This window comes from Longimicrobiales bacterium (assembly GCA_029245345.1).
GTDB lineage: Bacteria > Gemmatimonadota > Gemmatimonadetes > Longimicrobiales > Gaopeijiaceae > CALFPJ01.
Genome location: JAQWPM010000007.1, coordinates 14,724 through 40,199, shown reverse-complemented (window position 1 = coordinate 40,199; position 25,476 = coordinate 14,724). Strand labels below are relative to the sequence as shown.

Sequence of the window (25,476 nt, the reverse complement as noted above, 5' to 3'; positions counted from 1 at the left end):
TGCTTGTCCTAGTCGAGCGAAACCCACACGCTCTTCACTTGAGTGTACTTCTCGAGCGCCGATTCGAAGCCCAAGTCGCGCCCGAATCCGCTCTTCTTGAATCCACCGAACGGCATTGCCGCGTCATACTGATTGTAGGTGTTCACCCACACGGTGCCCGCCTTGATCGCGGCTGCCACGCGGTGAGCCTTCCCAACGTCCCGTGTCCAGACGCCTGCCGCCAGGCCATAAATGGTGTCGTTGGCCTTGGCCACGGCGTCCGCTTCGTCTTCGAAGGGGATCACGGCCATCACAGGCCCGAAGATCTCTTCCTGAGCAATGCGCATACCGGGATCGACGTCTGCGAATACCGTGGCAGTCACAAAATTGCCCTTCCCGTCGACAGTCGATCGTTCGCCGCCGGTGAGGAGGCGTGCACCCTCTGCCTTCCCCGCATCGACATACTCCATTACACGATCCAGCTGAGCTTCACTGACGATCGCGCCGATGCGAGTCGACTTCTCCATCGGGTCACCGATGGTCATGCGTTCGGCGTTCGACTTCAGAGCTTCGAGGAAGTCATCGTAGACCGACCGTTGTACCAAGACGCGGGAGCCGGCCGCGCACACCTCGCCCTTCCCATAGAAGATGCCCTGGTTCGCTCCCTTCGCCGCGGCTTTCAGGTCCGCGTCGGCGAAGATCACGTTGGGCGACTTGCCGCCGAGTTCGAGCGAGATCTTCTTCAGCGTATCGGCCGACTCGCGCATAATGATCTTGCCCACCTCGGTAGACCCCGTGAACGCGATCGCATCCACGCCGGGGTGCCGAACGAGTGCAGCCCCAGCCGTCTCGCCGAAGCCCGGCACGACATTGAGCACGCCTTCAGGGAAGCCGACCTCAGCCACGAGTTCCGCGAGCCGGAGCACAGTGAGTGGAGTTTCCTCGGCCGGCTTGAGCACCACCGCGTTCCCCGTCGCCAACGCGGGCGCGATTTTCCAGCTCGCCATCAGCAGGGGGAAGTTCCAGGGGGTGATGCACCCGACAACACCGACGGGCTCTCTCAACGTGTAGTTGAGGTGGTTTCCCTTTACCGGGACGGTCGTACCCTGAACCTTGTCCGCGATGCCCGCGAGGTAGCGGTAGATCTCGACCACGAGCGGTAGGTCGGCGTATCTCGATTCGAAGAACGGCTTCCCGTTGTCCTGCGTCTCGAGCGTCGCGAGTTCATCGATGTTGGCTTCGATCGCATCCGCGAGCTTCCACATCAGATGGGATCGCTTGTGCGGGTTCATGCCGGTCCACTTCGGGTTCGCCATCGCCGCCTGCGCAGCAGCCACCGCTTGATCGATATCAGCGGCATCACCCTCGGCGACATTGGTGATGACTTCACCGGTGGCGGGATTGATCGACTCGAAGGACGCACCGGACGCGGCGTCGGCCCATTCGTTCCCGATCCACAGACGGTTCCGGACGGATGCACTCATTGGTCTTCATCTCATGAATAAAAGCGGGGTCCGGCACGTCGCCCGGACCCCGCTCGTTCGTCAGCACAACGCGGGGTCTTACTTCCCCTCGAACTCCGCCGTGCGCTTCTCTATGTAAGCGGAGAGGCCTTCCTTCGCGTCGCTGCTCGCGAAGAGCTGGGCCTGCAACTCGCGCTCGAGCGCGAGGGCCAACTCAAAGGGCAACTCGGCACCGGTCTGGACGGACCTTTTGATGAGCCCGACAGCTTTCGTCGCCTTTCCGGGGGTGCGGAACTGGCCGGCGTATTCCAAGACTTGAGCGAGGAACGAGTCTCTGTCCTCGGACTCGTAGATCTCGTTCACGATCCCAAAGTCATGAGCCTTGTCGAAGCCGTAGACCGAACCTTCAGCCATCATCTGGATCGCGCGGGACTTCCCGACGATACGGACCAGGCGCTGCGTACCACCCGTACCGGGCAACACGCCGAGCGCGACCTCAGGGAGTCCCACCTTCCCCGAGTCCTTCCGAGCGATGCGGATGTCTGCAGCCATTGCGATTTCGAGGCCACCACCCACGGTGTGTCCGTTGAGCGCCGCGATGACGAGCTTCGGAGTCTGCTCCAGGCGGTTGAGCGTCTCGTTGGCGTGCAGACAGAAGCAGTACTTCCAGTCCGGGTCGGCCTCGGCGAGCATCCCGATGTTGGCTCCGGCGCAAAAGAACTTCTCGCCTTTACCGGTGATGACGATGACCTCGACCTCTTTGTCGAAGCGTGCCCGGACGATGCACTCGTCCAGCTGGCGCATCATCTCGTGCGTGTAGGTGTTCGCAGGGGGATCGTCGAGCGTGAAGATCGCGATCTGATCCTGGACTTCGTATTGGACCAGTACCTTCTCGGACATCAGGACTTCCTTGAGAGATTGGAGGGTGTGCGACCCGGTTCGGGCCGCCCCGTATACACATGGATGGGAGGGGGTTCCGTCAGGGGAAGGTTACCCGAGCTCTGTCACGCCGGTCAAGCGAGGGTGGCGGCCCAGGGGCAGGTGGTACGAAGTTCCTCTCGTGACGTCTGGGGACCCGGACCGTATCGGGAAGTATTTCCAGGCGTGATCCGTACTCGGGATATGATCCAGATCGTCCGGATCGTCCTGCTGATTTGCCCCGCTTTGGTGAGCCCGGCCTCGACCGATTCGAGCCGAAGGAACTGCGATGAACCGTCGACAAAAGGTGTACTCACTTCTACTGGCCGTGGTCATCGGTCCGCTCGCGACGCCGATGCCCGCTCAGGACCCGGTCACCGTCTATCGCGTGCCCGTGACGGGGGTCATTGAACTAGGGGTCGCTCCTTACATCGAACGTGCGCTTCATGAAGCAGCCGAGATGGGGGCTGTCGCCGTCGTGTTGGACATCGACACGCCGGGCGGACGCGTCGACGCCGCTGAGCGCATTTCGGATGCTCTCGCGGATTCGGAAGTACCTGTCTACGCTCTCGTGAATCGACGGGCGTTTTCCGCAGGTGCGCTGATCGCGCTTTCCACGGACGGCGTGTATATGCGTCCGGGCTCGGTAATGGGCGCCGCTACACCGGTCGATGGGTCAGGGCAGAAGGCCCCGGAGAAGATCGTCTCGGCCATGCGGAGCGAGATGCGGGCCTTGGCTGAAGCGCGTGGGTTGGATCCTCAAGTCGCGGCCGCAATGGTCGATGAGGACATAGCGATCGAAGGTGTCGTCGAAGAAGGAAAGCTCCTTACGCTCACCACGGAGGAGGCCGTCCGGACCGACTACGCGCAGCAGATCGAAGACCTGGACGCACTCCTGGCCGACCTCGGCTACGAGAACGCGACGATCGTCACGACAGAGGTCAACTGGGCGGAGCAGATCGTTCGCTTCTTCTCACACCCGGTCGTTGCGCCCTTCCTGTTGTCTCTTGGCTTCCTAGGGCTGATCGCCGAAATCAAGACGCCGGCCTTCGGGATGGCCGGAGCCGCAGGTCTCTTGTCGCTCAGTCTTTTCTTCGGGTCCCACCTAATCGTGGGCCTTGCGGGGTTGGAGGAAATTCTCGTCTTTGCGGGAGGCATCCTCTTTCTTGGATTGGAGATCCTAATCGTTCCCGGTTTCGGTTTGTTCGGGTTGGTGGGTATTTTGGCAGTACTGGGCGGTCTCTACATGAGCCTTCTCGGCTCGGTCCCCACAACGCCGGACTTCACACAGGCGGGTATGGTACTCACGACATCGGCTTTGCTCATCTTGGTCTCTGTATGGGTCCTCGTGCGCACGCTTCCGCGCAGCTCACGCTTCGCGAAGAGCGGGATCTTCCTCTTCCAACGGACCGACCGCGCGCTTGGGTACGAGTCTGCTGAGGTACGTGCCGATCTCGTTGGCCAAGAAGGGAAGGCCATCACCGACTTGCGGCCGTCCGGTACCGCGCTCTTCGGTGATGAGCGCGTCGACGTAGTATCCGAGTCGGAGTGGATTACCGAAGGAACCTCGGTGCGGGTAATCAGCGCTGAGGGTTACCGGCACATCGTTAGACCCGTCACCGTCGACAAGCTCGAAGAGGCTTGAGGCGGACACACATACTGCATTGAGGCACCGTCATGGGTAACGAGTTACTCGCGTTCCAAGCATTCCTAATTCTCGCCGGAATTATCGGAGTTTCGGTCGTCCTGTGGGCGATCCCGGTTCGACTGTGGGTTGAAGCGATTTCCGCCGGTGTTCAGGTGAGCATTGGGACCCTGGTCGGGATGCGGCTGAGGAAGGTCTCTCCGCCGGCCGTGGTGCGGCCGCTGATTACGGCGACCAAGGCCGGCTTGGATCTCGACATCGATGCACTCGAAGCACACTACATGGCCGGTGGTCGTGTGGATCGTGTGGTCGGGGCACTGATCTCTGCGGACAAGGCGTCTATTGAGTTGGCCTTCAACCAGGCAGCAGCCATCGATCTGGCCGGACGTGACGTCTTTGAAGCCGTGCAGGTGTCGGTGAACCCGAAGGTGATCAACACACCGAAGGTGGCCGCCATGGCAAAGGACGGCATTCAGCTGATCGCTATCGCAAGGGTGACCGTGCGCGCGAACATCAACCGCCTCGTCGGTGGTGCCGGTGAGGAGACGATTCTCGCACGGGTCGGTGAGGGCATCGTATCCACGATCGGTTCCGCAATGTCGCATAAGGCTGTGCTAGAGAACCCCGACGCGATTTCCAAGACCGTTCTGGCGAAGGGGCTGGATTCCGGCACCGCGTTCGAGATCCTCTCCATCGATATCGCCGACGTCGACGTTGGGAAGAACATCGGTGCCGAACTCCAGACGGATCAGGCCGAAGCCGACAAACGTGTCGCGCAGGCGCGGGCAGAGGAGCGGCGTGCAATGGCCGTTGCGAAGGAGCAAGAGATGAAGGCGCTGGTGGGCGAGATGAAGGCCGAGGTCGTGAAGGCGGAGGCGCAGGTGCCGCTCGCTCTGGCAGACGCATTCCGCTCCGGGAATCTGGGTGTGATGGACTACATGAAGTACCAGAACGTCCAGGCTGACACGGCTATGAGGAAGGCGATCGCGGGGCCGGATGATAAGCCGGTCGACGACCTGGAGTAGAGAGGCGCCGTAATGGATGAGCTGATCTTCTTTGGCGTGATCATCGCCTTTTCGATCCTCGATTCGATCGTTCGTGGAAAGAAGAAAAGGCAGAAGGGCACGGACGGAATCCCCATCCCAGAAGCGCAGGCATGGGAGCCAGCCGAAGTCGAGGCGTACCAGCCTACGTACGATGAAGAGCCATCGTACGATGATGAGCGGCGCGTGAGTGGCCTCGAAGCGAACCGGCAGTATGCTGAACCGCCGCTTACTGAGCCGGAACTGGCGATTCCCAAGGATCTCTGGGAGGAGATCGCTGCGTTGGCCGGTGGGCGACTGCCCGTCGATCAGGCTCCTGAGCCTGAGGTGAATCTGCCCTTCGTGGTTGAGCCCCAGTTGCCGGTTGATCCAAGCGAATCTGAGCGGGCGCGAAGGCGGGCGCTGCGAGCCCAGCCGGCCAGGCGAGTAGAAAGGTCCATCGGACGGACGAAAGAGCATCGTGTCCACGGCTCACATAGGGGGTACGGGACCGATCCGTCCTCGAGGGCGCCGTCCGAGCAGGACGACTTGGACCCACTTGCCGAGACGCTGAGTCGCGATGCAGCGACGGCTCGCGCGCTCCTCCAGGGCCACGATATGCATTCGCTTCGTCAGGCGATCATCCTGCAAGAACTTCTGGGGCCACCCGCGGCGTTCCGCGAGTAGCCCCAGCGAGCTACATCTCGCCGCGCGCCATCTTCCTGAGCACCGTCTGTAGAATCCCGCCGTTCGTGTAGTACTCGACGTCGACGTCAGAGTCGAGACGCACCTTGGCTTGGAACGTCGTCTCCGTTCCGTCTTCGGCTGTTGCGACGACAGCAACGCTACAGCCTGGCTCGAGGCCGTCCGCTACTCCGGAGATATCGAAGGTCTCGCGCCCTGAGAGACCCAACGACTCGGCTGTTTGGCCGCCCGAGTACTCGAGCGGAAGAACACCCATGCCTACCAGGTTGCTCCGGTGGATACGCTCGAAGCTTTCTGCGATCACTGCCTTCACGCCCAGGAGGATCGTGCCCTTTGCGGCCCAGTCGCGTGATGAGCCAGTGCCGTACTCCTGGCCCGCGAGGACGACGAGCGGCGTGCCCGCTTCCTGATAACGCATGGCCGCGTCGTAAATCGGGATTTCTTCGCCGGTGGGGAAGTGCATCGTGTAGCCACCCTCCGTGCCATCCAGCAGGAGGTTCTTGATGCGGACGTTTCCAAACGTGCCTCGCATCATGACCTCGTGGTTCCCGCGACGTGAGCCGAAGGTGTTGAAGTCCCTCACTTCCACGCCATGCTCGCGCAGGTACGTCCCCGCCGGTTCGGCCTTGGGAATCGCACCAGCCGGTGAGATATGGTCTGTTGTGACGGATTGGCCCATCATCGCGAGGACTCGGGCCCCCTGTACGTCCTGCAGCACCGGTACGTCGAGCGACATACCTTCAAAGAAGGGAGGGTTCCGGACGTACGTGGAGTCCGGGTCCCACTCGTAGAGGCTGCTCTCTTCCGGCAGCGGCAACGCCTGCCAGTTCTCGTCGCCGGTCGAGACGGCGCTGTAGCGCTCCGTGAACATCTCGGGCTTAAGCGCGGAGGCCACAGTCTCCTTCACCTCTTCCGGCGTTGGCCAGATGTCGGCGAGGAAGACCGGTTTGCCGTCTGTGCCGTGACCCAGTGGCTCGTTGTACAGGTCGATGTCCATCCGGCCCGCGATCGCATAAGCGACAACAAGACCCGGTGACGCTAAATAATTGGCGCGCACCAAGGGGTGGATGCGGGCCTCGAAGTTGCGGTTTCCGCTGAGCACCGAGGACACGACCAGCCCATTGGCTTCGATGGCTTCGTGGATCTTCTCCGGAAGCGGGCCGCTGTTTCCGATGCACGTCATGCAGCCGTAGCCGACGACGTGGAAGCGGAGTTGCTCCAGGTAGGGCAACAGTCCTGCCTGAGTCAGGTAGTCCGTCACAACGCCGCTACCCGGCGCCAGAGCGGTCTTGACCCAAGGCTTCACGTCTAGGCCCTTCTCCACCGCTCTCTTGGCAAGGAGGCCGGCCCCGACCATGACGGACGGGTTCGACGTGTTGGTGCAACTCGTAATCGATGCGATGACGACGGTGCCGTCCCCGATTTCGTAGCTCTCACCGTCGGCTTCTACGGTGCACGCGCGTCCTGGCGCCGCCTGAGCGACTGCCACAGACTGCTCGGCTCCACCTTCGCCGTCCCAACTCTCGCCGGAGCCCTCGCCACCTTCTGCGCCGGCCGTGGCTGCGTCCGGCAGTGCAAATCCTGCTGGCGCAAGCGCTGGCAGGTCCTTCTCGAATTGTGACCGCATGTCCGCCATGCGAATCCGGTCTTGCGGCCGCTTCGGACCGGCGAGACTCGGCTCTACGGTCGAGAGGTCCAGTTCGAGCGTTGATGTGAACTGTGGATCTGGCGTCTCGTCTGTGCGGAAGAGGCCGAGTTCCTTCGTGATTGTCTCTACCCGCGAAACCAAGCCTTCTGACCGACCCGTACCGCGCAGGTAGTCGAGGGAAGAGGCGTCTACCGGGAAGAAGCCGATCGTCGCTCCGTATTCCGGCGACATGTTTGCCAGCGTCGCCTTGTCGGGAAGCGTGAGGTTACTGAGCCCGGCTCCGTAGTACTCGACGAAGCGGCCAACGACCCCGTGCGAGCGAAGCATCTCGGTCACGCGCAGGACTAGATCAGTCGCGGTCGCGCCCTCCGGGAGCGTCCCGCTGAGCTTCATGCCAACGACTTCAGGGAGGAGCATGTAGTAGGGCTGACCCAGGACCACTGCTTCTGCTTCAATCCCGCCCACGCCCCAGCCCACGACACCGAGTCCGTTGATCATGGTCGTGTGTGAGTCGGTACCTACCAGGGTGTCAGGGTAGGCCAGATACGTGCCCTCATGCTCACGACGGTGAATCACCGAAGCGAGGTATTCGAGGTTCACCTGGTGAACGATCCCGGTGCCAGGAGGCACGACAGAGAAGTTCTCAAATGCCTCACCGGCCCAGCGAAGTAGCGCGTAGCGTTCCCGGTTCCGCTCGAACTCGCGTTCAACGTTCAGACGGAAGGCATCGTGGAAGCCCGCGTAGTCTACCTGCACGGAGTGGTCGATGACCAAGTCCGCCGGAACGACCGGGTTGATGCGCTGCGGGTCGCCCCCGAGTGCCTTGAGGCCATCACGCATGGCGGCCAGGTCCACAACCGCGGGTACGCCCGTGAAGTCCTGGAGGACCACTCGCGTCGGCATGAACGGTACGTCGGCGCCCGAGTTGGTCGGTGACCAATCAGTGACCGCGCGCACGTGTTCCTGCGAGACGTAACTGCCACCGGCGTGCCGAAGGGAGTTTTCGAGCAGGATGCGGATGGAGAAGGGAAGGCGGTCGAGTGAGTCGACGATGCCGTCCTCCTCGAGTTTCCCAATTCGATAGAAAGACGTCGGCCCCTCGGGGAGGTCGACCGTAGTAAGCGCCCCGAAGGGGTCGATTCTAGGGTCAGCCAAGTTGACTCCTGGTTCGTGCGTTGATCGGCTACGGAGACCAATATGATGGTCGAAGTCCTGTGCGATGTCAGGCCCAGGCCGGATGAGTCCCGTGCGAAGCAAAGCTAGCTTCGGTTTATTGTAGGGAGTCTCTACCGATGCACGTGACAGCCAGCCGCGGAGTCCTGTTGTATTTCCTGGCGGGGTCAAGGTCCCGCGAATGCGGTTGCCTATCTTGGAGAAGGTGTAAGATTATTTGTCTCACGCACTTTGCCGGGGTGGCGGAACGGTAGACGCGGCGGCCTCAAAAGCCGCTGTCCGCAAGGACATGCGGGTTCGATTCCCGCCCCCGGTATGACAAAGGAGTCTCGGATCTCAGCTAGGTCCGAGACTCCTTTGTGTTGTTCTTGGCGTGTGTGGGGGCGGCGGGATCGAACAGAGGGTTCGAGCCGAGCGGGCCGTTGGCTTGTGCGCGCCAGCACCGGCACCGACTTCCGCGAGCCTAAGGCGGGCGCAGCCCAGGTACCAGACGGCGCGTCCCCTTGGGACGGCTGCACCGCGTCGGTATAATAAATCGCTGATGAGCTAATAAACGCCGAGCGCGCTCGGCCCCGTAGGAGACACCATGTCAGAAGACGGAGACGAGGGGGCAAACACCCTCTCGATCCGAGACAACCGGACCGGAAAGAACTACGAAGTCGACATTCAGAGCGGTGATGTGATCCGAGCCATGGATCTGCGCCAGATTAAGGTCGACGAGTCCGATTTCGGGATGATGTCTTACGATCCTGGATATACGAACACTGCCTCGACGCGCAGTTCGGTCACGTACATCGACGGAGGGAAGGGCATTCTCCGGTACCGTGGCTACCCGATCGAACAGCTCGCCGAGCGTAGCACGCACCTCGAGGTGTCCTACCTGCTCCTGAAGGGAGAGCTCCCGACTCAGAGCGAGTTGGACAGCTTTGTTCACGAAGTGACGTTCCACACGTACGTCCACGAGAACATCACCGACCTTCTGTCGGGCTTCCGGTACGATGCCCATGCCATGAGCATGGTCATGAGTGCCGTGACTGCTCTTTCGACCTTCTATCCTGAAGCCCGGGACATTGAAGATCCGGATGTTCGCTGGCGCCAGATCATTCGCCTCGTTGCGAAGATGCCGACGCTCGCGGCGTACGCGTATCGTCATCACCGGGGGCTGCCCTTCGTCTACCCGGAAAACGAACTCTCGTACACGGCCAACCTGCTGAACATGCTGTTCCGCGTCGGGACACGTGAATACAAGCCAAGCCCGGTCCTGGAGAGGGCGCTGGATGTCCTCTTCATTTTGCATGCGGATCACGAGCAGAACTGCTCTGCGACTGCGATGCGGGTGATTGGTTCGTCGCACGCGGATCCATACTCGGCGCTCGGTGGGGCAATGGGCGCTCTGTACGGCCCGCTTCACGGTGGGGCGAACGAAGCAGTTCTGCGCATGCTCCGTCGTATTGGGAGTGTCGACAACATCCCTGCCTTCATGGAAGGCGTGAAGAACCGCGAAGAGCGGCTCATGGGCTTCGGCCACAGGGTCTACAAGGCGTACGATCCACGGGCCAGCATCATCAAGCGCACAGCTGATGAAGTGTTTGAGGTCACGGGCCGTAACCCGATGCTGGACATCGCGTTAGAGCTTGAGAAGATTGCGCTGAATGAGGACTTCTTCGTCGAGAGGAACCTCTACCCCAACGTCGACTTCTACTCGGGGATCATCTATCAAGCGATGGGCTTCCCGGTCGAGCTCTTCCCTGTGTTGTTCGCCATCCCGCGGACCGTCGGGTGGCTCGCACAGTGGCAGGAGCATTTGAGCGATCCGGAGCAGCGGATCGCCCGTCCGCGCCAAATCTTCACCGGCAGCGACGAGCGGGACTTCGTTTCGCTCGATCAGCGTGGCTGATACGGCTGACCGTTGTTGAATCTGTAGTGAGAGGGCGTCCGCGAGCGGGCGCCCTCTTTCGTATCTGATATCCAAAGGAAGTCGAGGCATGGGCCAACCAACCTGCATTGATCTCAACCATCTGGAGCTCGAGGGCGCCATCGCCTGTTATTTGGTCGATGCCGAAGAGCCCACGATCGTGGATCCAGGCCCCACAACGTGTTTGGAGCTCTTGGTCGATGAACTGGCCGCGCGAGGAGTGGGCCCGAAGGACCTTCAACACGTTCTCTTGACCCACATTCACCTCGATCATGCGGGCGCTTGCGGGCACCTGGTGGACATCTTCCCCAATGCGACCGTGCATGTTCATGAAGACGGCGCGTCATACATGGTGGATCCGGAGCGGCTCGTGTCGAGCACGCGTCGGACGTTTGGCGATGCGCACGACAGGCTGTGGGGTGAGATGAAGGGAGTGCCGGCGGACAGGATCACAGCATGGAGTCCCGGAGATGCGGGGCCGTGGGCCGGAATTCGGACGATTTCCACTCCCGGACATATCGCGCACCACGTGGCGTATCTGGATGAGCGAGATGGCACTCTGTTCGCCGGTGATTCAATGGGGATTGTGCTCGCTGGGGGCCCGACGCACCCGGCGACACCTCCACCGGCGGTCGACTTGAGGGCTTGGGAGGGAACGCTCGAAGAGATCGGGATGATTGGTCCGGAGCGATTCGGCGCCACGCATTTCGGGATGCACGAGGGAGTAGATGTCCGCAGAGAACAGATGCGGTCCCGTTTGGCCGCGCTCGAGGCGCGGGTGAGGGTGGCATTGGCCGAGGACGACACGTCGGATGCCGAGCGCTTCAACGACGAAGTGATGGAAGAATTGGCGCCCTACATGGGCGAAGACCGTGTGAGACGGTACTTCGATATGTTCTCGGCAGCGACGGATTGGGCTGGCGTGGCGTTTTACTTGAAACGGAATCCCTGAGGCGGTTCGGACGCGAGTGCGGACCTCCCCTTTGAAGATTGGAGAAACATCGATGGTTCGAATCCCCTCGATTGCAGGTGCGGGCCTGTTTGCGGCGCTTCTAATGACCGCGCTTCCGGGTCAGTCTGCGGCACAGAATGGTGACACGCGTGTTCGGCGACCGATTCCGGCCCCGATCGTACTCCCCGCCAACTATCTGCAGTCCATGGAGCGCGGCTGGCGGAGCGAAGACGGGAGCCCTGGTCATGCATATTGGCAGCAGGGCATCACATATGATCTCACAGCTCGGCTCGACCCTGAGACAGGTAGGGTCACCGGCAGCGTGGCGATCGAATACGCGAACAACGCGCCCGCGAGGTATCCCACGCTGTGGCTCCACCTGCACCAGAACCTCCACAAGGAGGGTGCCCCACGGAATGCATCCCAAGAAATCACGGGCGGGATGACCCTGACTTCGGTGTCGGTGGATGGTGAGATGATGGAGGAAGTCGAGCTGAGCGATGGGCCGGGATACGAAATCGACGGATCCCTCATGCAGATTCGGCCTGAGCTCCAAATCGAACAGGATGACACGCTGGATCTCGAAATCGAGTTCGAGTTCACCGTTCCCCAGAACGGATCCGGCCGGATGGGCCATTCTGACCGCGAGATGTACTTCATCGCCTACTGGTTCCCGAAGATGGCGATGCTGGACGATCTCCGTCTCTGGGATGCGCAGCCGTATCTGGGTTCGTCGGAGTTCTACGACGGCTTCGCCAACTACACGGCGGAAATCTCTGTGCCTGATGGTTGGACGGTCATGGCGACGGGAGATTTGACGAATCCGGACGAAGTATTCTCGCCGATCACGCTCGAACGATTGGCTGAAGCGTCTACTTCGGACGAACTCGTGACGGTTGCTGGCCAGGCGGAGCGAGACGCGGGTACGGTGACGGCCTCCGGGACGGATGGGTGGCTCACCTACCGCTTCGAGGCGGATAACGTCCGTGACTTCACTTGGACGACCTCTAACATGCAGCGGTGGAACGCGACTTCGGCGCTCGTACCTGATCGGGACGAAGACGGGACCGATGATCGAGTGATGATCCATTCGTTTTGGCGTCCCGAACGTGCCCCTCTATGGGCCGAGCAGTGGTTGTACGGGAAACAGTCGATCGAGCACCATTCTGAACGGACCGGCTTTGCATACCCCTGGCCGCATATGACGTCCGTTGAAGGCGCCGACATCATCGATGGCGGGATGGAATTCCCCATGCTGACGCTCATCGGGCCCTACGAAGACAGTGAGGATCAGGCCTTGTTCAGCGTGACGTCGCACGAGCTAGGCCATATGTGGGTGCCGATGATCGTGGGTTCGAACGAGAAACGTCATGCATGGATGGATGAAGGGTCGACGACCTTCCTCGAGGACGAGAGCAAGATGGAGCTCTGGCCTGGTGTTGATCATCATCGGGTCGAGGCGGCCAACTACATCCAGGTAGCGGCGCTCGGGCTCGAGCAAAGCATGATGAGGCATGGCGACTGGTATGAGCCGGGCCCGGGCTATGGCACAGCTTCGTATCCGAAGCCCGCCACGCTCATGGCCGCGTTGCGCGAGCTCATTGGTGAAGAAACCTGGGATGAGGCCTACCAGGCGTTTATTTCTGAGTGGGCGTACAAACACCCGACCCCATGGGACTTCTTCGCGACGTTCGAGCGGTTCGCTGAACAGGACCTCGATTGGTTTTGGACGTCGTACTACTTCGAAACGTGGACGCTGGACCACGCCGTGGGCGATGTCGATGGCCACACGGGTGGCGGAGCAACCGTGACGATCGAAGACCGTGGCTTCGCGCCGTTCCCAGCCAAAGTGAGTATTCGCACGACGAATGGAGGCACGATCTTGCACGACGTGCCTGTGGATCACTGGTTGAATGGGAATACGAGTTACGACATCGAGGTGCCGGCGAGCGCTGGGTCGGTGACACGGGTGGAGATCAACTCTCGTGGTTATGCGCCTGATGTGAATCGGCGGAATAACATCTGGCCGCGAGGCTAGGGTTGGTGGGGCGGCCCCGAAGGAATCGTTTCTTTTCGGGGCCGCTCGCCTAACTGCGATCCGCGGCTTCGGGGCTCGCTAAGCGACGGCGCGCATCGGCTTTTTACCGCTTTTGGGGCTACACGGGCTACTCCGCGGCCTGGGCCCTACTCCTCGGCCTCGGCGCCTTCCGTCTTCGCGGCCAAGCCAACTAGGGTCTCACACGGGGCCCTGACGAAGACCTCATCCATGCCGTAGAAGGTCTGACGGCGTGGGACCAGCGTTTCTACCGAAGATTACACAGAAATCCCGGATAGTGGGGTACGACAAGTCATGATTTGGCTATTCGCTGCCAGAATCAACCCGGTCGTGTGCCTTGTGACCCCCAATGTGCCGGCGGGTCACCGCAGCTCCCACCGCAACATCCCACTACTTCCAGCTCTTAGCTCCAGGAGCGTGCTGCCGAAGCGCTGTCAGGTAGCTGAACGGCGTCGGACCCTTCTGGTCCGGGTCCGCCCAGGTGTCCATAACAGGGGGCAGGGCACCCGGAAGTTCTTCGATGTCCGACTCGGGGCCTTCGTGGACCATCGAAAGGCCGTTTCCCACATTCTCTGAAGTAGTGAGCCCAGCACCCTCCCTGGAGGTTTCGTAAGTACGCGAAAGTCCCCGGCGCCGTATGGGAGTTCCGGGTACTCGGAGAGCCTCTACTTCGTAGGCGATCACGTTGAGGGTTCCGCCATCTTTTTGGAGTTTTCCACGTACCGAAAGGAAGGGCTCCATACGCACTTGATTGCGGTCTCTTTTGTAGATATCAGGCTTCACAATCACGTTTATAGGACCGTACTCATCTTCCATCATAACAAAGACATAGCCATTTGCAGTTCCAGGCCTTTGGCGTGTGGTTACGAGCCCCGCAACACGAACCGTGCTGCCCTGCCTGAGGTGTGGAAGACGGTCCGAAGTAACGGTCCCAGCCGGTAATGAAGATTTGATCAGTGTGAGCGGATGGAGGTCGGCACTGAAGCGCATCATGCGGTACTCGGCGACCATTTGATCCGTGGGGTTCAATGCCGGAAACGCCAGGCTCGCATAGGGGTCCGCGAGGGCTAATTCAGTCTGCGCATGGTCGTCTCGGCCTCCGGTGCGGTCATTGTCGGTCTCGGGGCCGAGCCAAAGGCCTGCTTGCCACAACAATTCGCGCCTGGTCATGCCGAATTCTTCGAATCCGCCCACCCAAATGAGGTTTTCGATGGCTGGCCGCTTGAGCGAAGCTGGTGTTCGGCGCAGAAAATCGGGCAAAGACATGTAGGGGCCTCGTTTGTCGCGCTCTTCCACGATCCGTGTGGCGATGTCGGCGCCCCAATTCCGTACGAAACCGAGCCCGATGCGCAAATCGTCACCTTCCGCCATGCACTCGACCTGGCTGCGGTTGATATGGGGCAGCATCGTCTTGATGCCGTTCCGGCGTGCATCTCGGCCCAGGGCATCCAGCGAGTAGAAGCCCATGGGTTGGTTGTTGAAGAGTCCCACATAGAACTCGACGGGGTAATAATGGCGTAACCACGCGGATTGGTAGGCCAGGAGGCCGAACGCTGCAGCATGTGATTTCGGGAACCCGAACTCTGAAAAAGCCGTGACTTGCTGAAAGATCTCTCGAGCCGTGGTGTCATCGACCCCATTTGCTGCTGCACCGTCCCGAAACTCCTCCCAATGGGCTATCAGAGCCTCTTTGGAGCGTTTCCGGCTCATCGCGCGCCTCAGGGACTCGGCCTGACCGTCCGAAAAGCCTGCCAATGCTTGGCAAACGGTCAAAACCTGGTCCTGGAAGATGATGACGCCCAGCGTCTCCCCGAGCGGCTCTGCGAGGAGCGGATGCGGGTAGGGGATCTCATAGTTGGGATTCTCTCTGAGCATCTCCCGGCGCCGGACATAGGGGTTCACGGCGCCACCCACGATGGGCCCGGGGCGGACAATGGCGACCTGAACCGCCAAATCCTCGAGATTCCGGGGTCTGGTGCGCCTCAGCATCTGGATTTGGGCTCGAGATTCGACCTGAAAGAGCCCCACGGTGTCCCCAGAACAGACCCGATCGTAGATGATCTCGTCTTCGAAGTCGATTCGGGACAAATCAGGCGCTTCTCCATGCCGATCCGCGATCAGATCGATGCTCTCCTCGATGAGCGACAACATGCCGAGCGCGAGGAAGTCGATCTTGATAAAACCCGCGTCCTCACACGAGTCTTTGTCCCATTGGCACAACACGCGGCCTTCCCAGGCGGCGGGCTCGAGCGGGACGATTTCCACGAGCGGACGGCTGGAAATGATCATTCCGCCCACGTGCTGAGAGATATGGCGGGGCAGGCCGGCTACGTCTTCGGCCAATTCGCCTAAAAGCTTCCAAAGCCCGGCGTCCGCACGCTCTTTGAACTCCGGAAGTGAGGCGATTTCGTCGGCCAGGCCTGACGCGGAACGGTGTTCGGCCAGTTTTGAAAGCTTTTCGAGTTCTCCCATAGGCAAATCAAGGGATTTCCCGATCTCCCGGACCGCCGATTTCAGCCGATACGTGGGAAACGTGCACACGAGGGCCGTGTGCTCGAACCCGTATTTCTCATAGACCTTAAGAATGAGCTGTTCTCGAATGTCCCTGGGGAAGTCCAGGTCGATATCGGGGACGCTACGGAGTGCTTCGTTGAGGAATCGGCCCAAAAACAGGTTGTTTTTGACCGGGTCGATGTGTGAAAGGCCAATCAAATAGCAGATGATCGACGAAACCGAGGATCCCCTGCCTCGGCCTGGAGGGAGGCCAGAACGGGCCCGCGGGGCCTCACCGCGAACGTCCCGTGCGACGCTGACGGCTAAGTCCATGATATCGCGGTACACGAGAAAAAATCCCGCGAGCCCGTGGAGATCCACGAGCCTCAACTCCGTGTGTAGACGGTCTTCTGCGTCTTGTTGTTCTTTGCTGCCGTCTTTGTAGAGGGTCGTGATTTTCGCCAAACACATCGCGGCGAGTGATTCGATCGCTCCACCACGAGCCGATCCCTCGAAATCCGGGAATTCATAGCCCAGATCTTCGGTGAGATCGAAGGCGGCGCATCGTTCGGCGATAAGAAGTGTGTTCGTGAGTGCTTCGGGCCGACTTTCGAAGCGATGACGCATATCCCAGGGCTCGGGGAGGTGGAAGAGTTTGTTGGCCCTTCGGGCCCCGTGTGCTCCATCGAGCGTCGCGCGGTTCTTGATGGAAACGAGCACATCCTGCAGGCGATGCCGCTCGGGGCGGTGGTAGTGCACGTTGCTCGTTGCGACGACACCTAGGCCCATTCGGCCTGCCAGCCGCGCGAGCGTCTTGTTACGGGCGGTATCTCCTTTCACCGCATTGTCTTGCAGCTCCATAAACATGCTGCCGGGGCCAAAAACGTCGAGGAGTTTGCGGGTGAAGGCCTCGCCGTCCGCGACGGAGGAGCGCATGGCGGCAGCAACCGGGCTCTGCGCGCATCCCGACAGCAGAATCAGCCCTTCGGAGAGTTCCAGCAGGGAAGGCAGGGCCAAACGCGTGTCGCCACGCTCCGAACCCATGTGCGCTTCGGTGAGCAGGCGGCACAGATTGGCGTAACCCTGGGGCGTTTCGGCCAAGAGAGTGACGTGGTGGCCGCCTTCCGGCTCTTCCACGCCAGGAAAGCAGTCCCGAAGCGTGACTTCGGCGCCTGTGATGGGCTGGACGTTCACGCGCCTTGCGGCGTGAGCGAACTCCATGGAGCCGTAGAGGCCGTTGTGGTCGGTGAGCGCGAGGGCGGGGTAGCCAAACTCGGCTGCTCGCACGGCCAGTTCTTCAGGGTGCGATGCGCCGTCCAGGAATGAAAAGCCCGAGTGGCAGTGCAACTCGACGTAAGGAATCGACAAAAGGCTCCACTTCCGCACAGGCGCCTACCATCGGCGCGTCATCACCTGAGCGATTCTGGGTTTTGGCCGTTTGCGATCGCTCCCTCACTCTCCCCGAGCGCGGAAACCGAAGATAAACCGAAGATCGAGGAAGGGCAAGGAAATGAGTCCTCGCGCGATAGGCAAGCGGGCGCATCGTGAGCGCTGCTGTCATTCTGACGCTCGCTGGGCCGCAACGGGGCACCTGGTCTATGCACACACGAGCGGAGCGCTGTGGGCGGTTCCATTCGATGAGCCGCAGGCTACCGTCACCGGTCCGGCGATGTCTGGATTTTCGATTTGGACCGGGGCTCCGATACCCGGCCCTCAGAGGGCGCGAGCCGGCAACACAATCCGCCGGATGGCACACGCGTCGTGTACCGCTCGGATGACGACGTCAACGTGCGTGTGGTGGACCTTTCCGCGGAGGAGACAACCAGCTGTACGTGCGCACCTGGCCGAACATGCTGGGCGAGACGTTGGTCTCGGATTAAGACGGGCAGTTGACCGGCGCGATTTACCACCAGTGGTCCCCGGATGGGTCGGTCCTCTATCGATCAGAAACGCAACGAGGGTTTTGCGGCGTCGGTGAGCACGGATGATGGTTTCCGAGTCACCGCGACCCGCAAACTGCCGTTCACCGTCAGCAGCATCCGGACGGACGGCGGGGAGTAACTCGCAGGTCCGCTGGGGTTCGACTCCTCGCCCTCTTTCCATGGGGGTGTGCCCGGTCTACCATCGGGGCTCATCTCACACAGGAGCCTCATGTCCGACGTCGTCTACACCGCCGACATCAAGATCGAGCGGTTGAAGGGACCTCACCGGCACGCCTGGCTGCCCGCCCACGACGGTCCCGTCGAGTTCGGCGTGCACAGCGCGATCGCCGAGCACTACGGGGTCGACCCCGAGCGCCAGATCACGACCACCCTCGACTACATGATGGCCGCCGCGGGTGGCTGACTAGCGGGGACCTTCGGAGGCGCGCTGGAGGCGCGCGGGATCAATGCGAGTGACGGTGCCCTGATCGGTCAGGTAAAGGGCGAGGTCGAGAAGGAAGACGACGGCGTGATCGTGGTGAAACGGATCCACGTCACGTACCACCTCAAGGCCGGGGAAGAGCATCGTGAGACGGTGCAGCGGGTGCACGACATGCACGCGAACAAATGCCCTGTGTATCGATCGATGTACAAAGCCATCGACATCACGACGGACTTCGTGCTCAAGGCGTAGGCGACCGCTGGTTCAGGCGATGCGGGGCGGGCTCCAGAACGGGGCCCGCCCTTTTTTGTATCCGGGGTGCTCGTTCCCCAGGCGCTCCCGCAGCTCTTCGATCCAGTCCTGGACTCGGACGAACTCCGACGGCGCCGTGCCAACCTCGGTTCCGCCGACCGCGGCCAGCTTGTGCTTGAGGTCGTCCGAGAGGTAGGCGGTGGCCATCCCGCCTTCGCCCAGTTCCCCCTCAATGACATAACGGACTGAAAGGGCTTCGTTCAGGCGCTCAATAGGGGTCGAGCTCATACGTGTTCTGTTGTCATGGCCCTAGGTAAAGGGCTATTGGGGCGGCGGATCACTGGGGGGCACCGCGGCATTCACTGCCCGTTGGCGACGCGGAGGATCGGCTTCTCAGGGTGGTGCTGCAAGCAGGTTTGAGCTGAAGCTACGACCTGCGCTTCACGTGAGCGTTTTCGCTCAGACCTGCCCGAACAGCGTCTTCCCTGAACTCAGGAGATCTTCACAAGCGACGCAGACCCGAGCAGACATGCCCTCTTCGCCTGCCTTCAGGTACGAGCGGGGGTCGTACAGCTTCTTGTTGCCGATTTCTCCATCGATCTTGAGCACCGCGTCGTAGTTGCTGAGCATGTGGTCCGCGACGGGACGAGTGAACGCGTACTGGGTGTCTGTGTCCACGTTCATCTTCACGACGCCGTAATCCAGAGTTTCCCGGATTTCCGAGATTTGGGATCCACTTCCGCCATGGAAGACGAGGTCCATTTCGGCGTCCGCGCCGTACTTGGCGATGACCGCAGCCTGACCGTCCTTAAGAATCTCCGGCCGGAGCTTCACCGCGCCCGGCTTATAGTGGCCGTGCACGTTCCCGAATGTGGCCGCAAACGTGTACTGCCCAATGCCTTGCAGCGCTTCGTAGACGGTGACCATGTCCTCGGGAGTGGTGTAGAGCATGTCGTCGGGCATGTCTTCGGTTCCGGCCGCCCCGTCCTCTTCACCACCAACGACGCCGGCTTCGACTTCAAGCACGATCTCGTTTGCAGCACACAGACGCAGGTATTCGTCGCAAATCGCGATGTTTTCCTCGAGTGGCAGGATCGACGCGTCAAGCATGTGGTTCTGGAAGAGGTTGCCCTTTCCCGCCGCTCGCCGGGCCGCTGTAGCCTCGATGAGAGGCTTCAAGAAGCCTTCGGCCTTCTCGGGCTGACAGTGGTCCGTGTTGAGCGCGATCAGCACGTCATACTGCTCGGCCAGCATGTGGGCCGCTTCAGCGAGCACGATGCATCCGTAGGCCGCGTCCTTGTTGGCCAGACCCGACGCGAACTGGCCGGCTCCCGTCGAGAACTGGATGATCCCGTCCGACTTCGACTCGGCGAAGCCCTTCATGGCCGCGTTGAGCGTGATGATCGACGTGACGTTGATGGCGGGGTAGGCGTAGCTCGAGTCCTGCGCGGTCTTGAGCATCTGCTTGAACTGGGCGGGGGTCGCGATCGGCATGGCTAAATCAACTGACGTTGAGATGGGAGGTGACTCTGATCCGTCCCCCAATCTAGGCAGTTTTGGAGTGGGCTGCCTGACGGGGATGGTTCGATCCGGACCTATGGCCCTCCGCCTTCGTCGGTGATCGGTGTGCCGGTGGACAGCGCTGCGGTGATTCCGCACATAGTGGAGTGGGGCAGGAAGGAGGAGCGGCCGCCGAATCTTGTCCTACATGCCAGGCGGGCTGAATCGTCCGTCGATGGCCGTCCAGCCGCCATCGGCAAAAAGCACCGTGCCGGTTACATAGCTCGCGGCATCCGAAGCGAGGAAACACGTCGGGCCTGCCATTTCACTGGCGCTGCCCCACCGCCTGAAAATGTTCCGGTCGCCGTATGCATTGTACCAGTCCGGGATGTCCTTGATGGGTGCCGTCAGGGGTGTGTCGATAACACCGGGCGCAACCGCGTTCACGCGCACGCCTGAGGGCCCCAGCTCGGCTGCGGCTGTCCGGACGAGTTGTACGATGCCGGCTTTGGTGGCGGCGTACATCGACTGACCCGGCTCTACAACGAGCGAACGGATCGAGCTGAAGAGAATGATCGATCCGGAGCCTTGGTCCTTCATGATCCGTCCAGCGGACTGCAGGACGTGTGCGTTGCCCTTGAGGTTCACGCCCAATACCAGGTCCATCTCTTCATCGGTGTAGTCGAGCAGTGGTTTCCGGACGTTGATGGCGGGCGTACAGACCACGACGTCGAGCGAGCCTCTGTCGTTCGCGACGCTCTGGAATGCCCCCGTAACCGCGTTGCCGTCGACGATATCGACCGCGCCGGAATCCGCTTGCCCACCTGCGTTTCGGATCATCTCTGCCGTTTCGGCCGCTCCGTCCACGTTGACGTCGAGGCACCGGACATAGGCGCCCTGCTGGGCACACCCGAGTGCGACCGCTCTACCGATACCGGATCCGCCGCCGACGACAGCGGCGTTCTTACCTGCCAATGAGAACATGGACATAGGTGACATGTGTGAGGCTAGGAGTCAGTGTTTGACGCCGAGGGGCGTCGGACGAGAAAGACGAGCGCAAATGCGGCCGCGGACGCCACGATCCCAAGAAGTGTGGGGTCCAGCAAGCGGTTGGTATCTGTGATTCCGGAGAGCCGCACAGCGAAGAGTACTGAAACACCTGCTGCGATTCCGGTGAGGACCTCGGGGACGCCAGGCCGCCTAGTGTGCAGGCCGACGACAATGGGCACGAACAGACACACGGACATCACGGAATAGAAGACGGTGAGCTGTCCGAGCACTGTGGGATTCACCACCGCGAGCAGAACCCCGAGCACGCCGCCAGCCACCGCAGCCCAACGCGCCACTCTCAGCACGTCACGGTCCGACGCGTCCGGACGGACATATCGCTTGTACAGGTCCTTCGAGAGTGACGTCGACAGCATGAAGAGCACAGCGTCGGCTGAACTCACCTCCGCAGAGAAGACGGCCGCCAAGCCGAGAGCCCCCAGAAGCGGCGGGAGCCCTTGGGTCAGCACGGTCGGAACCGCGAGTTCGAAGTTTGCGCCCAGCTCTGGGTTGTAGACTCGCGCGATCATGCCGAGTAGCGCGGGCACGAACGCAAAGGCCATGAGCACGAGGCCTTGGACTCCGATGCCGAGGCGCAGCGAACGCTCGTCACGAGCTCCGTAGGCCTTCTGAAGCAAGCCTGGGGAGACCATGAAGGCCGGCACAAGGAGTGCGATCATGATGATGCCCGAGTTGGGACCGGTCAGAAAGTTGGACCATTCGGGGTGAGCCGGCGCGGCGGCTTGCACGGCGGCCCACCCTCCGGCGTTGGACAGCGCCATGGGCAGGGCGATCGCCATGCCAACGAGCAACACGATGAGCTGCACCATGTTGACCCAGGCTGTCGTGAGTAGGCCGCCAGCTGCGAAGTACGCGGTCATCACCACCCCGCCGATCACCGCCCCGACCCAACGGGGCGTCCCAAGAACCCACTCGAAGATCTGGGCCATGGCGATCAATTGGGCGGAAAGCACGGCTAGCGTGGCGACCCACAGCAGCATCGCGATGGTGGCGCGGACCGCGCTGCCGTACCGATGCTCGAGATAGTCACCCGCCGTGTACAGGCCGTTCTTCGTCGCCACACGCCAGATGCGCGGCCCGAGCCACATGGCCAGGAACAACGATCCGATTCCGGCTGAGCCCACCCACCACCAGGCTGACATACCGTCCCGGTACCCGAGCCCCGAGGCGCCGATGATCGAACCCGCCCCGATGTTTGCCGCCAAGAAGGTCGAGAAGGTGAGGCCAGGCCCGAGCTTCCTGTCCGCGACGAAGAACGAGTCCGCACCTTTGACCCGCCTCGAAATCCAGAGCCCGAGTGCGATCAGGCCAAGGGAGTACGCAACGAGGACTCCGAGTTGGAGGCCGACTGGGGCGTTGGGATCAGGGTTCACGGAGAGACGGCGCTCGGTGGCAGGGAAGAGGGCCTACGATGGGACGAGGCAGCGGTTTTGACTAGGTCCGCCCCGCCGAAGGCAACTACAGTCAGTTGGCAGCGAAGTGGGCCGATCCGGCCCCGAGCTCTACTCCCGCCCGATCAGCGGCTCGAACAACCCGTCGACGGGACTCGTCCAGCCTTCCTTAGACTCCTCGACCATCCGCAGCACCTCCTGGATCAGTACCCCGTTGTCGAAGACGACTCCGTCCTTGACGGTCCAGCGAACGCCACCTCGGCGGACCATTACGCCGTCGTCATCCACGTCTAGGGCACCGAAGCTGTAGAGGTACCGAAGGTTCTCGAGCGGGTTACCGTCCACGATCGCGAGATCAGCCGTGTACCCGGTCTGGATGTAGCCGAGGTCGGGCCGCTTGAGCGTGAGGGCGCTGTTGTAGGTGGCAGCGCGGATCACCTCCAGCGGCTCGAGTCCGCCTTCGTGCATTAGTTCGAGCTCGCGCACGTTGCCCAAGCCTGACGTGTTCCAGAGGTACGGGTCGTCCACGGCGTAGGAGAGATTCCCACCACGGTCGTTGAACGCCTGAATGAGCCCCTGCCACTTTCTGAAGGTGTCGGACCAGCGCTGTTCGTCCTTGGACGTCCAATCCCAATGGTGGGCCGCGTGAAACTCCGGGCTTGGGAAGTACCAGTCGATGAGTACACGGTGGGTGTACTTCTCATGCCACCCGAGACTCACCGCGCGGTTGAAGTCCCGGTTGACCTCATAGGCACTCATGGTGGGGATGAGGGACACGCCCGACGCAACCAGCCGGTCCACGACCTCGCCTTCGAGCAGGTCCTCGTCCGCCTCCTGCCAGACCGCTCCGGCCTGCCTGAAGCGGTGCGCTTCGTCGTTGTAGTTGTAGTCCACCGGAAGCGCGGGAAGAGCCCCTTCACCCAGTGCAGCCTCCGCGTAGCCGTAGTGGTGTTCGATCATGGTGACGCCCAACTCGGCGGCCCGCACGGCGTTTACCACGTTGAGGTCCTCGGGCGGGAGATGGACGGTCGTGATCCCGCCCGCTTCGTCGACGGCCTGTGTGACGGCCTGGAAGAGCTCGTCGTTCCACGCCAGGCTCCCGACGCGAACCACGTGTGCCTTCCCCGGGCCCACGACCTCGTCGATGAGGTCCGGGACCCGCGCGGAATCGTGCCAGGGCTCCATGACGTCGGCGGACGGTGCGTGACCGGGGTCACGCGCGCGCGGCGGACCCCATTCGGCGATCGGATACATGCGCGGGGCTGTGATGCGGTTCTCGTCCGACAAACGCTGCTGTTCGACTGCGGCGTCCCATCCACGGCCAGTACCGTTCACGATCGTCGTGACTCCGTGCGCCAGCTTGAGGTTGTAGATGTACTGAAGCGGGAGCGGCTCGGTGCGGACGTGCGCATGTAGGTCGATGAGCCCCGGCATGACATACATGCCGGTCGCGTCGATGACACGCTGAGCGCCGTAGTCTCCGGCGTCTGCGGGTCGGCCCGTCACCCCATTGTGAGAAACAATCTGATGGATCGTCCCGCCCTCGACGATGATGTCGGCAGGGCCGTAGGCCGGGCCTCCGTGCCCTGGGATGATCATCGCGTTGAGGATCGCGAGTCGGTCGAAAGGACCTTCGCGCGCTTCGTCGGAGAGCGTCTGGGCATTCCCGTCGCTCGATCCCAGAGAGATCGCTATGAGAAGCACAGCGAGAACGGTGAGGTGCCGAGCGATAGTGTCGTTGCGCATGGGGCATCCAGGGGAAGAGCGCGGTGTGATTCAAGGAGCCAGCGTATTCGGGTGAAGGCCGGACCGCCAGACGAGCCGTGGGGTCCTTGCCTAGCGCCCCAATTCCGACACGCTAGGAATGCCGGGCAGTCCTTTCGCCATGCGTACCGCCCTGAGGATCGCCTCGGCCATCACATCGGCAGCTAACGCACCGATGAGCGTGACGTTCGCAGGTCCGTCCATGGTCCCGGTCGCCAGTGAGAACACGGTGTCACCATCACCCATCGTGTGGGCGGGATAGATCGTCCGTGCGAACCCGTCCTGAGCCATTTGGGCCATCTTCGTGGCCTGAGCCTTCGTGAGCGTGGCGTTCGTCGCGACGAGCCCAATGGTGGTATTCTGGCCCAACGCATCCTGTGGCTCTTCGCCCGGGCCACCTGAATTGCGCAGGAGCAGGCGAGCGTCCGCCAATCCGCGTCCGTCTTCTGTTCGCACTCCAGCTATGACCTCGCCCGTGGCGTGATCGATGATGTCACCGACTGCATTCACGGCCACTGCGGCCGCGACCACGAGTCCGTTGTTCAGCGTGATCGAGGCGGTTCCGAAGCCACCCTTCATGGAGCGACCGCTTCCGCCCATCTTGCCGACCGTCGCGCCCGTGCCAGCGCCTACTGAGCCTTCAGCCGGCGAGTCACTCGAAGCCGCCTCAGCCGCCAGATACCCACACTCTGGGCCGGGCCGCACCTTCTGGTCGCCTTCTTCGAGTCCCAGGTCGAAGAGGATCGCGGCGACCACGATTGGCACGACTTTCCCGCGCCCCACCGGCCACCCGATGTCTCGCTCCTCTAGGTACTGCATGACGCCAGATGCCGCGTCCAACCCGAATGCGCTCCCGCCCGACAGCACGACTGCGTGTACCTGGTCGACCATGTTCACAGGGTCAAGAAGTGCGATCTCACGTGATCCTGGCGCGCTCCCGCGCACGTCCACGCCGCCCACGGCTCCACTGCGGGCGAGGATCACCGTGCAGCCGGTGGGACGCTCAGTGAGTGTGTGATGTCCGAGCTCGATGCCTGGAACCGCGGTGATGCCCCACGCTTCCATACCGGGTCCCTCCTGCGCTCGAATGGCACATGCCGATAAGACGATCGGGACCCCCGCGAGGAGGGCCCCGATCGCCAATGTTCTGATCCGCTTCATGTGCGGC

18 protein-coding genes, 1 tRNA gene and 1 pseudogene are annotated in these 25,476 nt (G+C 61.8%); 10 read left to right on the top strand and 10 right to left on the bottom strand.

All coding sequences use genetic code 11. The annotated features are described in order from the left end of the window. Positions 1 to 8: 8 nt before the first annotated feature. The gene (locus P8L30_01470; GenBank protein MDG2238867.1) at positions 9 to 1,463 is read right to left on the bottom strand and encodes an aldehyde dehydrogenase family protein; all 1,455 of its coding nucleotides are present in this window, start codon (positions 1,461 to 1,463) and stop codon (positions 9 to 11) included. A gap of 78 nt (positions 1,464 to 1,541) precedes the next feature. Further along, positions 1,542 to 2,342: an enoyl-CoA hydratase/isomerase family protein gene (locus P8L30_01465; protein MDG2238866.1), complete on the bottom strand. Its 801-nt coding sequence runs from the start codon at positions 2,340 to 2,342 to the stop codon at positions 1,542 to 1,544. 307 nt (positions 2,343 to 2,649) lie between these two features. Here P8L30_01465 and P8L30_01460 point away from each other — a divergent pair, with 307 nt between their 5' ends. Genes P8L30_01460 through P8L30_01450 form a run of 3 tightly spaced genes read left to right on the top strand, consistent with a single transcriptional unit; the run spans position 2,650 to position 5,714 of the window. After that, entirely contained in the window at positions 2,650 to 4,005 is a 1,356-nt protein-coding gene (locus P8L30_01460; protein MDG2238865.1) for an NfeD family protein, read from the top strand. Between the two features lie 32 nt (positions 4,006 to 4,037). Next, positions 4,038 to 5,030, top strand: coding sequence for a flotillin-like protein FloA (gene floA / locus P8L30_01455; protein ID MDG2238864.1), 993 nt, complete (start codon positions 4,038 to 4,040; stop codon positions 5,028 to 5,030). Between the two features lie 12 nt (positions 5,031 to 5,042). Continuing rightward, the gene (locus P8L30_01450) at positions 5,043 to 5,714 is read left to right on the top strand and encodes a hypothetical protein (GenBank protein MDG2238863.1); all 672 of its coding nucleotides are present in this window, start codon (positions 5,043 to 5,045) and stop codon (positions 5,712 to 5,714) included. Positions 5,715 to 5,724: 10 nt separating this feature from the next. Here P8L30_01450 and acnA read toward each other — a convergent pair whose 3' ends face one another. After that, entirely contained in the window at positions 5,725 to 8,535 is a 2,811-nt protein-coding gene (gene acnA / locus P8L30_01445) for an aconitate hydratase AcnA (protein MDG2238862.1), read from the bottom strand. Between the two features lie 251 nt (positions 8,536 to 8,786). Here acnA and P8L30_01440 point away from each other — a divergent pair. From P8L30_01440 to P8L30_01425, 4 genes are all read left to right on the top strand, one after another. After that, positions 8,787 to 8,869 (top strand) — tRNA-Leu (locus P8L30_01440). Positions 8,870 to 9,139: 270 nt separating this feature from the next. After that, positions 9,140 to 10,450, top strand: a complete 1,311-nt coding sequence (locus tag P8L30_01435; protein MDG2238861.1) for a citrate synthase — start codon at positions 9,140 to 9,142, stop codon at positions 10,448 to 10,450. An 88-nt stretch (positions 10,451 to 10,538) separates the two neighbouring features. Next, positions 10,539 to 11,420 (top strand): MBL fold metallo-hydrolase, encoded by an 882-nt coding sequence (locus tag P8L30_01430; protein ID MDG2238860.1) that lies wholly within the window; start codon positions 10,539 to 10,541, stop codon positions 11,418 to 11,420. A 52-nt stretch (positions 11,421 to 11,472) separates the two neighbouring features. Continuing rightward, positions 11,473 to 13,458 (top strand): M1 family metallopeptidase, encoded by a 1,986-nt coding sequence (locus tag P8L30_01425; protein ID MDG2238859.1) that lies wholly within the window; start codon positions 11,473 to 11,475, stop codon positions 13,456 to 13,458. Positions 13,459 to 13,866: 408 nt separating this feature from the next. On the opposite strand, the gene P8L30_01420 is transcribed toward P8L30_01425, so the two are convergent. After that, complete coding sequence (locus tag P8L30_01420) at positions 13,867 to 17,355, bottom strand: DNA polymerase III subunit alpha (protein ID MDG2238858.1); 3,489 nt, start codon at positions 17,353 to 17,355, stop codon at positions 13,867 to 13,869. A gap of 537 nt (positions 17,356 to 17,892) precedes the next feature. Between P8L30_01420 and P8L30_01415 the strand changes: the two genes are divergently transcribed. From P8L30_01415 to P8L30_01405, 3 genes and pseudogenes are all read left to right on the top strand, one after another. Further along, positions 17,893 to 18,030 carry a hypothetical protein gene (locus tag P8L30_01415; protein ID MDG2238857.1) on the top strand — a complete coding sequence of 46 codons (138 nt, stop codon included), beginning with the start codon at positions 17,893 to 17,895 and terminating at the stop codon, positions 18,028 to 18,030. A gap of 90 nt (positions 18,031 to 18,120) precedes the next feature. Next, complete coding sequence (locus P8L30_01410; protein ID MDG2238856.1) at positions 18,121 to 18,315, top strand: hypothetical protein; 195 nt, start codon at positions 18,121 to 18,123, stop codon at positions 18,313 to 18,315. Between the two features lie 21 nt (positions 18,316 to 18,336). Then, positions 18,337 to 18,585, top strand: a pseudogene (locus P8L30_01405) (OsmC family protein). A 12-nt stretch (positions 18,586 to 18,597) separates the two neighbouring features. On the opposite strand, the gene P8L30_01400 reads toward P8L30_01405, so the two are convergent. The 6 genes from P8L30_01400 to P8L30_01375 form a co-directional block, all read right to left on the bottom strand. Next, complete coding sequence (locus P8L30_01400) at positions 18,598 to 18,873, bottom strand: hypothetical protein (GenBank protein ID MDG2238855.1); 276 nt, start codon at positions 18,871 to 18,873, stop codon at positions 18,598 to 18,600. Between the two features lie 171 nt (positions 18,874 to 19,044). Continuing rightward, a complete protein-coding gene (gene fbaA, locus P8L30_01395) occupies positions 19,045 to 20,079 on the bottom strand; it encodes a class II fructose-bisphosphate aldolase (GenBank protein MDG2238854.1) in 1,035 nt (344 codons plus the stop codon). Positions 20,080 to 20,289: 210 nt separating this feature from the next. Then, a complete protein-coding gene (locus P8L30_01390) occupies positions 20,290 to 21,084 on the bottom strand; it encodes an SDR family NAD(P)-dependent oxidoreductase (GenBank protein ID MDG2238853.1) in 795 nt (264 codons plus the stop codon). A gap of 8 nt (positions 21,085 to 21,092) precedes the next feature. Further along, positions 21,093 to 22,526, bottom strand: coding sequence for a sodium:solute symporter family protein (locus P8L30_01385; GenBank protein MDG2238852.1), 1,434 nt, complete (start codon positions 22,524 to 22,526; stop codon positions 21,093 to 21,095). A gap of 129 nt (positions 22,527 to 22,655) precedes the next feature. Further along, positions 22,656 to 24,290, bottom strand: a complete 1,635-nt coding sequence (locus tag P8L30_01380) for an amidohydrolase family protein (GenBank protein MDG2238851.1) — start codon at positions 24,288 to 24,290, stop codon at positions 22,656 to 22,658. 90 nt (positions 24,291 to 24,380) lie between these two features. Further along, entirely contained in the window at positions 24,381 to 25,469 is a 1,089-nt protein-coding gene (locus tag P8L30_01375; GenBank protein ID MDG2238850.1) for a P1 family peptidase, read from the bottom strand. Between the last annotated feature and the right edge of the window lie 7 nt (positions 25,470 to 25,476).